7 protein-coding genes are annotated in these 11,779 nt (G+C 40.7%); all 7 read left to right on the top strand.

The genetic code is table 11. The features are described from left to right. The first annotated feature begins 9 nt into the window (after positions 1–9). The 7 genes from G322_RS22175 to G322_RS0105335 all read left to right on the top strand — a co-directional run bounded on the left by G322_RS22175 (position 10) and on the right by G322_RS0105335 (position 11,568). Positions 10–3,138, top strand: coding sequence for a calcium-binding protein (locus tag G322_RS22175; RefSeq protein WP_245542282.1), 3,129 nt, complete (start codon positions 10–12; stop codon positions 3,136–3,138). 193 nt (positions 3,139–3,331) lie between these two features. Further along, positions 3,332–5,518 (top strand): type I secretion system permease/ATPase, encoded by a 2,187-nt coding sequence (locus tag G322_RS0105360; protein WP_022940782.1) that lies wholly within the window; start codon positions 3,332–3,334, stop codon positions 5,516–5,518. Continuing rightward, positions 5,515–6,888 (top strand): HlyD family type I secretion periplasmic adaptor subunit, encoded by a 1,374-nt coding sequence (locus G322_RS0105355; RefSeq protein ID WP_022940781.1) that lies wholly within the window; start codon positions 5,515–5,517, stop codon positions 6,886–6,888. Before G322_RS0105360 ends, G322_RS0105355 begins: the two co-directional genes overlap by 4 nt. 26 nt (positions 6,889–6,914) lie before the next feature. Continuing rightward, positions 6,915–8,309 carry a TolC family outer membrane protein gene (locus G322_RS0105350; RefSeq protein ID WP_022940780.1) on the top strand — a complete coding sequence of 465 codons (1,395 nt, stop codon included), beginning with the start codon at positions 6,915–6,917 and terminating at the stop codon, positions 8,307–8,309. Continuing rightward, positions 8,306–8,920 carry an OmpA family protein gene (locus G322_RS0105345; protein ID WP_022940779.1) on the top strand — a complete coding sequence of 205 codons (615 nt, stop codon included), beginning with the start codon at positions 8,306–8,308 and terminating at the stop codon, positions 8,918–8,920. Before G322_RS0105350 ends, G322_RS0105345 begins: the two co-directional genes overlap by 4 nt. Before the next feature lie 6 nt (positions 8,921–8,926). Then, positions 8,927–9,625 (top strand): transglutaminase-like cysteine peptidase, encoded by a 699-nt coding sequence (locus G322_RS0105340; RefSeq protein WP_022940778.1) that lies wholly within the window; start codon positions 8,927–8,929, stop codon positions 9,623–9,625. Between the two features lie 5 nt (positions 9,626–9,630). Beyond that, complete coding sequence (locus tag G322_RS0105335) at positions 9,631–11,568, top strand: bifunctional diguanylate cyclase/phosphodiesterase (protein ID WP_022940777.1); 1,938 nt, start codon at positions 9,631–9,633, stop codon at positions 11,566–11,568. The last annotated feature ends 211 nt before the right edge of the window (positions 11,569–11,779 follow it).

Raw genomic sequence — 11,779 nt, 5'->3', positions numbered from 1 at the left:
GAAGGTGAAGTGGCAACGGGTAATGTACTTGATAACACAAGCAATGTTGACGGCAGCAGCTCGGTTACCGAGTTTACTGTTGACAATCAAACGGTGAATGCCGGCGAGACAGTGACCATTGCGAATGTGGGTACACTAAGTATTGCCGTGAACGGTGCTTACACCTTTACGCCACTTGAAAACTACAACGGCAACATGCCACAGGCAAGCTACACGGTTCAAAATGACACGGATACAGCCGACACGGACAGCTCTACGCTGGATGTGAAAGTACTGCCTATCACCGATGCTATCAGTGATGATAATGAACAAGTGAGCACCCTGGAAGATACCGATAAATCAGGTAATGTGCTGAATAATGTGATCGATACGGACAGTAACAGCCACTCGGTAACTACCTTCTCGGTAGCAGGCGATGCCATAATTTATACGGCAGGGCAGACAGCAAATACACCGGCCGGTACGATAACTATTGCAGCCAACGGGGATTACACCTTCGATCCCGCGGATAACTTTGTGGGTAATATGCCACAAGTGAGTTACGCGCTGGTTGATAATAACGATGCACTTGATACCGATACATCAACACTGGATATTGCTGTCACAGCTGTTGATGACGCACCACTCGCTGAAAGCAGTAGCATCACATTAGATGAAGATGTTACCTATGTTTATAAACAAGCTGACTTCAACTTTACTGATGAGGAAGGCGATTCTTTATCTGCTATTAGAATTGAAACTCTACCTATTATGGGAGATCTATACTATGACGGCATTATTATTACGGAATCTGGATCAGAGATAAATGTTGCATATATTGGACTTCTTACTTTCAAAGCAGACCCTGATGATTCAGGATCTGATGATTACAGTGATAGTGGGGTTGGTGAACAAAAAACTGATTATGCAAACTTTGCATTTAGTGTTAAAACAAACACTGAATGGAGCGAGGCTTCAGCAACTACTTCGATAGATGTCAAGGCAATCGCTGATGCGCCTACCTTAAGTGTTACAACTGAAGAAACTGTAATTCAAGAGATCAACATTTTTAATGTAGCTGATACAAGTAGTGGGTTTAAAATAGAAGCATTTAGTTCAGTCGGTGTGGAATCAACTATTAGTACACACCGTCATCCACAAGGTTTTGGTGTTCTTGGTGGCGCTTTTGGTGGCGCTGCTGGTGCAGACGCAGAGATAGGAGGTTCAGAATTACTGGTTGTCACTTTTGATAACGAGATTTATTCTGCAGAGGTAGCATTTGCATGGAAACATTCAAGGGAAGATGCTACTTATACTTTTTATAAAGATGGTAATGAAGTAGGAAGTGGTACTATTTTGGGGGGAAATGATGGTATTGACCCAGTCGTTACACTGCAACCAGAAAATGGGGCCGCTTTTGATCAAATAGTATTCAGTGCTCCTGGCAAAGGTGATGACTATCTTATTCACTCCATAACATATGACAAAGTAGAGATAGTGGAGGTTACAGAGGCAATTGTGATAGATGAAGAGTCTTCTGTTGCACTTAATATAACCTCTGGTTTGACGGATACAGATGGTTCAGAAGTACTCGATCTTGTATTAGAAGATATTCCAGTCGGTTTTACACTTACAGATGGTACTCATTCATTTACAGCAGATGCTTCGACTACAAGTATTGATATTACAAATTGGAGTTTAAATAATCTAACATTACAAACGATTAATATCTTAGCTACAACTACCTACACATTAAATGTGGTGGCAACAAGTACTGAGAATTCCAACGCTGATAGCAGTTCTACATCATCAGCATTTGATATCACTGTAAATAACATTGCAGTTTTGGAGAATGACCTTACGGCTGAAGTAGGGGCTGAAAGTATCGTAAATGTTGACCTCACGTCGACCGGTACCATCATATATTCTGAGAATGGACAATCGAGCGGAGAAATTACGGAGATTAAATATGTTGATGGCACCACTATTACTCAGATGGGTGATCATTACCTTTATACCAGTGGTGGCCAGGGGATTGGTGTTGGAACTGGCGGTGAGAAGCGTATCGAGGAGGGGGATGAGTTATCGGTTAATTTGCCGAATTACCTAACGGATCTTGGTTTGATTTTTAAAAATTCGTCGGGTGAGGTCGTCAAGTTTACTATTTATAACTCTGACGGTACAACAACTATTAAGACCTACGACATCAATGATATTCCCAACTCAAATCACAATATTGTTCTGAGCAATGATAAACCGTTCAATGAGTTCTCCTTCGTGGTTGCTGCTGCTGGAAGTGGCAAGAATAATGGTTTAACTTTGTTAGGTCTGACAACAATCGGAATTGTTCAAACAAGTTACAGCTACCCAATAGAATTGGCTTATAGCTTAATCGTTACCGATGGTAGTGAAAGCGTTACTTTGATCTCTTTGGGTGGTTTCCCTGACGGTACAAATGCTCATATATTTGACACTAGCAATGATAGTTTTGTCGAGTTAGAAGGCAATGGTGATGGAACTTGGACCATAGATAGTGCCAGCTTTACTGACACTGGTTCTGATTTTAGTCTCACAGATCTTGTTGTTCAAACCGACACCCCTCTCGCTGAAGGGTTTGATCCTAGCTTAACATTGACTGTCTTTGATGGTACAGACAGCTATGTTTCTATTCTTGGAGGGTCTGAATTAAAGGTATTAGTAGGATCAGATGGCAATGATCTTATAAATGGTGAATCTGGGGATGATAGAATTATTGGAGGATTGGGAGAAGACATCCTTATCGGAGGTGATGGTGTAGATACCTTTGTTTGGTTAGAAGGGGACACTGGCATTGACCATGTAAAAGATTTTAATTTTGCAGAAGTAAATGGTGATGTGCTTGATCTGAGTGACCTGTTAAATCTTAGTGCTGGTGACAACCTTGATAATTTATTAGATTTTAGAGGTGAAGGTGAAGACACCATTATCACCGTGCATGCAGATGGTGGCACACAAACTATCGTATTAGATGGTGTTAATCTAGGCAGTGATGATGTCACCATAATTAATGATATGTTAACGGGGGACCACAAAGGGGCGTTATTTATTGGTGATAATGTTTCTGTTGATGCTGATACGATGATAATTACCATCCCTGATGATCATTCCTCGATGCTATGACAAGTAGATTCACGATTTTATAAGTTAAAATAGTGTGAGATGGAAGTATTACGATATGCTTCCATTGATCACTTATCTATTCCAACCAACATCTCAATTGCAGTGTATTTTACCTTTTATTAATAACTACCACCCACATAACTCTTTATAAGTTATATACTTAGCTAACTATCATCTGGATTCGAGTATTTAAATGTCAGCATCGCAGCCACAATGGACAATAAACTCATCACAACATATTAGCGAAGATCCACTTTTAGACTGTTTAGTCTTATTAAGTGAGCACTTCGGCAATCCCTGTTCAGCCGAAGCGTTAGCTGCGGGTCTGCCACTAACGAGTAGTGTGCTTTCTCCTGAGTTACTGCCACAGGCAGCCATGCGTGCGGGTTTAACGGCCAAGTTAAGCCGTAAAGCGCTTAATAATATCCCGCAAATGTTACTGCCCTGTGTGTTGATGCTTAAAGACCAAAAAGCGTGTGTATTACAATCTTTAGACTTTAAAGCCAATAAAGTGGTTATCTCTCTACCTGAAACGGGTGGTGAAGAGCAGTTAACTATTGAGGAATTAGAAGCTGTTTATGTGGGTTACCTGTTTTTAATTAAACAGAAATATCATGGCGATCGTGATTTTGATGTGCATATTGGTAATACCGAAAAACATTGGCTGTGGGATACTATTCGCCAATCTGCGCCTATCTATCGTGATGTGATTATCGCCTCTATTTTGATCAATATATTTGCCTTGGTTTCTCCCCTGTTAGTGATGAATATTTACGATAAAATTGTGCCTAATTTAGCCTTTGAAAGTTTATGGGTACTCGCTGTTGGTGCAAGCATTGCGTATACCTTTGATTTTATTTTAAAACAGCTACGTGCTTATCTAATTGATATGGCCGGGAAAAAGATAGATATTCAAGTCTCTTCAAAACTGTTTGCAAAAGTGATTGGTATCCCTTTAGAAAAACGTGCACCGAGTGTTGGCGGTATGGCAAGGCAGTTGGGTGAGTTTGACAGTGTTCGTGAGTTTTTGTCTTCTGCGACAGTCACAGCATTAGTTGATCTACCTTTTTCATTACTGTTTGTGTTTATTATCTACCTTGTGGCGGGCGATTTAGCAGTATTTTCAGTGATCGCAACCGTGCTGATTTTAGGTTATGCGATGTTAGTACAATCGAAACTACGTCATGCAATAGACGAAAGTAATAAATTTTCTGGTTTGCGTCATGGTCACCTTGTTGAAAGTCTCTCTTCATTGGAATCAATTAAAGCCAATGGCGCGGAAGGGGTGGTGCAAAATGCATGGCAACAGATGCTCGGTCATACCTCAAATTGGCAACTTAAAACCAAAATCATCACTAATTCAGTCGCAAATGTGTCTAGTTTTATTGTGCAGATGGTGGTGGTCGCGGTGATTGTATTAGGGGTTTATCGTGTTTCTGATGGTCTTATTTCGATGGGTGGCATCATTGCTGCCGTGATGCTTTCTAGCCGTGCAGTGGGGCCGATGGCAAAAATTGCTTCATTGATGACACGTTACAACCAAACCATGAGTTCGTTACGTCAGCTTGATGGCATCATGGGACAAGAAGCTGAGTTTGAAAATAAAGGCCACCTTGCGAGTCGCAGTAAACTTGAAGGGCACATTGTTTTTGAACATGTGAACTTTCATTATCCTGATATTGAAAAACCCGCTCTGAATCCACTTTCATTGCGTGTTAAACCAGGTGAAAAAATAGCAATCATTGGCCGTAACGGCTCAGGAAAAACAACACTCGCAAAATTGCTGTTAGGCTTATTTAAACCAACGCAAGGCAGCATTCGTTATGATGGTTTACATCAAGGCCAGATCCACCCCAGTGATCTGCGTCGAAATATCGGTTATTTACCTCAAGATATCGTGCTTTTTCATGGCTCGATCAAAGATAACATTCTGTTTGGTACCAAACAGGTGACCGAATACCAACTGATACGTGCCGTGCAACTCTCTGGTGTCAGTTTATTTACTGATATGAAATCACAAGGATTAGAGTTACAAGTGGGTGAGGGGGGTAAATCACTTTCCCGTGGTCAACGCCAAGCGGTAGCACTGGCACGTGCTATTTTAAACGATCCACAAATATTATTACTTGATGAACCAACCGCTAGCTTAGATGCACGTGCTGAAAAACTGTTTATGCAATCGATGATGCAAACGGCAAAACATCGCACCCTGTTTTTAATCACTCATAAAATGCACCTGTTACAATTAGTGGATCGTATTATTGTGCTCGATAACGGTCATTTAGTGGCTGATGGTGGTAAAGAGATTATTTTAGAGCAACTCAAAAATGGCTTACTCAGTGGTGCGCCTCAAAAAGCACAACAGGAGACTAAATCATGAAGATAAGTAAACAAGATTTAGAGATGGCAGATGATGTTTACGGCGCGATACTCACGCAAGCACCGACCGTGCACCGTTTAACTATTTGGTCTTTAGCTGCACTTTTTACCTGCTTTCTTGTTTGGGCCTATTTTGCGGAGCTTGATAGAGTGACCCGCGGTCAGGGTAAAGTGATTCCCTCCTCACATGTACAAATCATTCAAAGTCTCGATGGAGGTATCTTACAAGAGTTATATGTCAAAGAGGGGATGCGAGTAATTAAAGGGCAACCTCTGGCGCGTATTGATGATACTCGTTTCCGTTCAGACATGGCGCAACAGACTCAAGAGGTAAATGCACTGCGCGCTAATATTATTCGCCTACGTGCAGAGCTAAGCACGGTATTAGTTGCTGATGTTAAAACATGGCAACTGCAAGTTAAAATACAAAAAGAGCAACTGACATTTCCCGATGATTTGCAAACAAACTCAGCCGCACTTGTTGCTCGTCAACAGGATGAATACGATATTCGTCTCAATAATATTGATAACCAAGTCGCCATTCTTGGGCAACAGATAAAGCAACGTGAGCAAGAGATAAAAGAGCTAACGTCCAAAATTTACACACTAAAAAGTAGTTTAAGACTGGCTAATCGTGAACTGAAATTAACCATACCGTTAGCCAAGAAAAGGATCGTGCCTGAAGTTGAATTACTGAAACTGCAACGCACAGTGAATGATATTAAAGGTGAGTTAAATGCGTTGCGTTTGTTAAAACCGAAAATGCAATCTACTTTTGAAGAGGCGATTTTAAAACGCCGTGAAGCGGTGCTCAAGTTTCGCACTGAGGCACGTGCGCAAGTTAATGAGTTGCAATCTAAACTTTCTCGTTTAAATGAGGCGCAGGTAGGGGTGAAAGATAAAGTAAACAAAGCGCTGATTATCTCGCCTGTTATTGGCACGGTAAAAACATTACATATCACCACCCTTGGCGGTGTCGTGAAGCCGGGTGAGGTATTACTGGAGATAGTGCCTACCGAGGACAAGTTATTGATAGAAGCGAAAATTATCCCGAAAGATATCGCTTTTATTTATGTCGGTTTACCAGCAATGGTGAAAATTACAGCGTACGATTTCACCCGTTATGGCGGGCTTGAAGGCATCGTTGAGCACATTAGTGCGGACACTACCCAAGATAAAGAGGGTAATAGTTTTTATATAATACGAGTGAGAACCACCGAATCAAGCATGCACAGCAGGGACCAAAAAGAGATGCCAATCATCCCCGGTATGATGACCACCGTTGATATAATGATTAGCAAACGCACGGTGCTTGAATATATTTTGAATCCACTTTTAAGAGCAAAAGAGATGGCGCTCAGGGAATATTAAAAGTGGATAATCTAAATGGAGTTACTATGAAACAGCAAGGTTTCAAACTGGTAAAAAAAGGGGCGATAGGGTTTTTATGTGGTGTACTATTTTTGCCAAACCTGGTTAACAGTCAATCACTTGAGCAAGCCGTTGCTTATACCTTTGATACACACCCTGAACTGCGCGCAGCTTACACACGTTTTAAAGTGAGTGAGAAGCAGGTCGAACAAGCCGAGTCTGGTTACTGGCCAACCATTGATGCGACAGCGGGTATCGGTTATGAATATACCGATAGCCCAGGTACGCGTCGTTCGGGTTTGACTGGTGGTGATGATACGGTGGATCTGACGCGCCGTGAAATAGGCCTAAGTCTCAAACAAGAGCTGTTTAGTGGTTTTCATACCAGTAGTGAAGTGGACCGCACCAGCTATGCGACCAGTGCAGAGCAGTGGCGTTTGTACAGTATTGCTGAAGATTTAGCGTTAGAGGTGAGCAAGGTTTATTTGGAGCTTATCAAGTCTGAAAAATTAGTGGCCTTATCTGAAAAGAATTTATCTGAGCATCAAGCGATTTATGAACAAATTAAACTACGCACCGACTCTGGTTTTGGTAGCTCCGCTGATCTTTCGCAAATCAATGGTCGTCTTGCGAAAGCACACTCGAATTTAATTGCGGCTAAAAATAACTATTTAGACAGTAAAGTTATTTTTTATCGTGTCATTAATCAGCGCCCTGAAAATTTAGTTATTCCTTACCCTGATGCTTCAATGTTACCTGAAACAGAAGAAATTGGGCTACAATTAGCATTAAAAAACCATCCTGTGATCAAATCAGCAAGCAATGATATTCAGTCCGCATACGCGCAGCACGGCGCTGCAAAGTCAAATTATTACCCTAAGGTTTCTTTTGATCTCAATGCAAATTTCAATGATAACGTCGATGGTGAAGATGGCCATCTTGGTGATGTCGGAGGTGAAAATAATGAAGTGATCGCGATGATACGTGTTTCTTACAATATTTTCTCAGGCGGTAAAGATGAAGCTTATGCCAAAGAAACCGCTTATAAGATGAGTGAAGCGAAAGAGTTAAATCGTAATGTGTATCGTCAAGTGACAGAAGGATTTATTCTTTCATGGAATGCGTTTGAGCAACTAAACTTACAGAAGAAATATATCAAGATGCATGTTATCGCCTCTAAAGATACCCAGTCAGATTACCATGAACAGTTTAAAATTGGTCAGCGTAGTTTGCTGGATCTACTCGATACAGAAAATGAGTTATATCAGGCACGTCGAGATTTTTTAGATGCAGAATTTACTGAAATATCAGCACAATATAGAATATTACATGCGATGGGGTTATTAGTGGATGCACTGCGCGTTACACGACCCACTTCATGGTTAGGTGAACAGCGGTTTGATGGAGGGGTAACGCAATGAGATTCTTATTATTAATAAGCACATTAATAAGTGTGTTGTTTTTGACTGCATGTTCGGTGCAAGTTGTTGATATGACAGCAGAGCCGACAGTGCAGAAGTTTGATTTGAGCGACAGTGAAGGTGATGGCATTATTTTAGCGCGTGATGAGTGTCCAGATAGTTACGCTGGCGCACAGGTTGATAACCGTGGCTGTGGCTCTAAAACAGTAGAGACAGTGCATCGTAAATTACAGCTAAACTTTGCCACTAACTCTTATATGGTGAAAAGTGAGTACTTGCCTGAAATCAAAAAACTGGCTAATTTTATGAGTGAGTTTCCACAAACCAATGTCACCATTGAGGGCCATACCAGTATTCGTGGTAAAGCTACACTAAATAAAAAACTCTCACAAAATCGTGCTCAGGCAATAAAAAATATTTTGATTCAGAAATTTGAGATCTCATCTGAACGTATTACCGCCATCGGTTATGGTTTTGAAAAACTACTGTTAGAGGGGGATGATGAATATATCCATGCACGTAATCGCCGTATTGTTGCCGAGATCAGCAGTGATAAAAGCTTCAGAGATATGAAGTGGACCATCTACAGTGTTGATGATGAGTTAGAGTAAGCTCACATGAAAAGCTTACCCTTTTCACTTGCTTATCGCGCAGTGATGATCAGTGTGTTACTACTGATCACCGCGTCGTTATTGTATGCAAAAAAGGGTAGTGAGCTCAATGAGCAACAAATAGTTGCCGCACTGGTGAGTAATTATGGTGAACGGGCAGGAAAAAGAGGCAAAGCGTGGTTTAGGGTAATGGGAAAGTCCTATGCATTGGATGAATTTGAACAGTTGAAAAATGTAAATAATTTTTTCAACCTATTACGTTTTACTGATGATATTAAACTTTGGGGAGTGAGCAACTACTGGGCAACCCCTATTGAGTTTTTAGGGGTAAATGCGGGGGATTGTGAAGACTTTGCTATCGCGAAATATTTTACCCTGTTAGAGCTTGGTATCCCTGATAAAAAAATGCGTATTACTATGGTTAAAGCGGTCAAACTTAACCAATACCATATGGTGGTGGCTTATTATGAAACACCCGGCTCTATCCCACTTATCCTTGATAACATTGATGGACGTATCAAACCTGCGACACAACGACCGGATCTGATCCCTGTTTATAGCTTTAACGGTAAGCAACTTTGGCTTAATAAACAGAAAGGCCAAGATGTGCTTGCAGGTAAATCAGAGCGTCTAAAACGTTGGACAAACCTCAATCAACGCATGGGGATCTCAAACCTTAAACAACCAAAATCGAGAATGGAGTAAAAATAATGACCCTTTTTAATCAGATAAATTCACTGCTGTTTGCACTGTTTTTATTAGTGATGTCGAGCTTGGTCTATTTTCAGTTTACTGAAACCAAAGCATTCATGGAAAATCAGATGGAATCTGATCTTAATAATACCATCACCTCGCTGAGCTTAATGTTAAAACCGCATTTAGAAACGGGTGATCAAGCCACGGTTGATACCTTAGTGAACGTGATTTTTGAAGGTGGATTTTATAAACAGGTAAGTTTGACATGGCTTGCTGATCAAAAAAATCAAGTTTGGAACAATGCTATTACCATTAAAAAAGTACCACAATGGTTTATCGATTTAGACCTTTTTGAGGCGCAGAGTAAAGAGGTCACTATCACCTCGGGTTGGTTACAATTGGCGATCCTGAAAATAGAGTCGAACCCCGCTATTGGTTATCGTGAATTATGGCGCATTATGAATAATACATTGATGGTTTTATCAGTATTATTTCTTATTTCTATCGTGGTATTACGTCTACGTTTGAAGCGTATTTTAAAACCGTTACACGAAGTGGCACAGCATGCAAAAGATGTCTCACAGCGCAAGTTTCATCCTGATATGGCGCTTCCTTCTACCAGTGAATTAAAAGAGGTAGTCGGTGCGATAAACTCTATGTCTGGACAATTAAAACAAGTCTTTAGCGCATTAGATGAAGAGGTCGATAGCCTTAAAAATGATACTCTGCGCGACCAAGTCTCACAGTTGCCCAACCGTTTGTATTTTACAGGGCAACTTAATAGTTGGTTAAATGAGCCCGGTTTTGGTGCCTTGCTATTGGCAGACTTTAACTGGTTAGATGAAATCCATAGTAAATATGGTTATCAAACACGCGATCAAACCATTAAAGTATTAGCGTCAAAACTGGCTAACGATCTGCCTTTTTCAGCAGATACCTTGGTGGCACGCATCTCCAATACCGAGTTTGCTTTTTTAATGCGTAAAGGTGATAAGCAACAGGTAACAGAGTATCTACAATCACTGATCCGCCTAATTAATCAAGAGATGTTAAATGCAGGTTGCGAGCCCAATCAGCAGTTTGCCATCGGTGTGAGTGAGCGAAGCGAGGGGGTTACGCGTGCAGAGTTACTATCACAGGCTGATAACGCCCTACAAAAAGCGTTAAACGAAGATAAAATTAGTCGTTGGTTTTATGTTGAAACAGAGCAAGAGTTTAGTCGTGAAGCGTGGCGCGAACAGTTAATTGAAGCGATCAGTGCCAACCGTTTTCTGTTTCAGTGGCAGCCGATTCAGCAATGCAGTGATGATAAAATAATACACCGTGAAATTTATTGTCGTTTAGAAATAGCAGGTAAAGTGATTCGTGCTAATCAATTTATGCCCTATATTGAACGTTTATCACTGGGTCATAAATTAGATAGGTGTCTGCTAGAAGCGATCGAGAGTGATAATTTACAGGCATTAAATAGTGAACCTATTGCGGTTAATCTTTCCCGAGAAAGTGTGATTAATCCTGATTTTCATACTTGGTTAGCTTCCCATTTAGCGAAAATAAAACACCCTGAGAAATTACATTTTGAGATGTCAGAAGCGGGCATTACCCAAAACTTAAAGACATGTTTGCACCTGTGTGAAATTATCAGTAAAGGTGGTGCTCAGTTTGGTGTCGATAACTGTGGTAGGCAGATGGGAGCACTCACTTACTTGCAACAACTGAAACCACATTACATCAAGTTAGATATGTCACTTTCTTGCTATAATAATGAAGAAAACGAAGAAAATCAGCAAAACTTAGAGTTGTGTCGTGCGCTGATTAATATTGCCAGAGGGTTGAGTATTAAGGTGATCATGACCGGTATTGAAGATGAGAAACATCTGCAAACCATTAAACCGTTAAGAGCAGAAGGTTATCAAGGTTATATTAAACCACCTGTTGAGATATCAGCGTAAAAGAGCAGGACAGAAGCTTCACTTGGACGTAGGACTTTAGTCCTGCCTTGTTTACTAAGGATCGGTTTCAGAATTACTTGCGCTTTTGTTTTCAAAATAACCAATCATTACAGGCTTTTTGAAAACAATTTAGCGCAAGTTATTATGTAACGATTACTAAAGGCGAAGCTGAAGCATCACGTCCTATTCACTTTTTAGATTTTTCTACAAA

It is taken from the genome of Psychromonas hadalis ATCC BAA-638 (assembly GCF_000420245.1).
GTDB lineage: Bacteria > Pseudomonadota > Gammaproteobacteria > Enterobacterales > Psychromonadaceae > Psychromonas > Psychromonas hadalis.
This window is presented reverse-complemented; position numbering and strand designations above follow the sequence as displayed.

What these genes read in the sequence shown, in the direction of transcription:
- G322_RS0105355 (WP_022940781.1), top strand. Translation starts at nt 5,515, where the DNA reads ATGAAGATAAGTAAACAAGATTTAGAGATGGCAGATGATGTTTACGGC.
- G322_RS0105360 (WP_022940782.1), top strand. Translation starts at nt 3,332, where the DNA reads ATGTCAGCATCGCAGCCACAATGGACAATAAACTCATCACAACATATT.
- G322_RS0105350 (WP_022940780.1), top strand. Translation starts at nt 6,915, where the DNA reads ATGAAACAGCAAGGTTTCAAACTGGTAAAAAAAGGGGCGATAGGGTTT.
- G322_RS0105335 (WP_022940777.1), top strand. Translation starts at nt 9,631, where the DNA reads ATGACCCTTTTTAATCAGATAAATTCACTGCTGTTTGCACTGTTTTTA.
- G322_RS0105340 (WP_022940778.1), top strand. Translation starts at nt 8,927, where the DNA reads ATGAAAAGCTTACCCTTTTCACTTGCTTATCGCGCAGTGATGATCAGT.
- G322_RS0105345 (WP_022940779.1), top strand. Translation starts at nt 8,306, where the DNA reads ATGAGATTCTTATTATTAATAAGCACATTAATAAGTGTGTTGTTTTTG.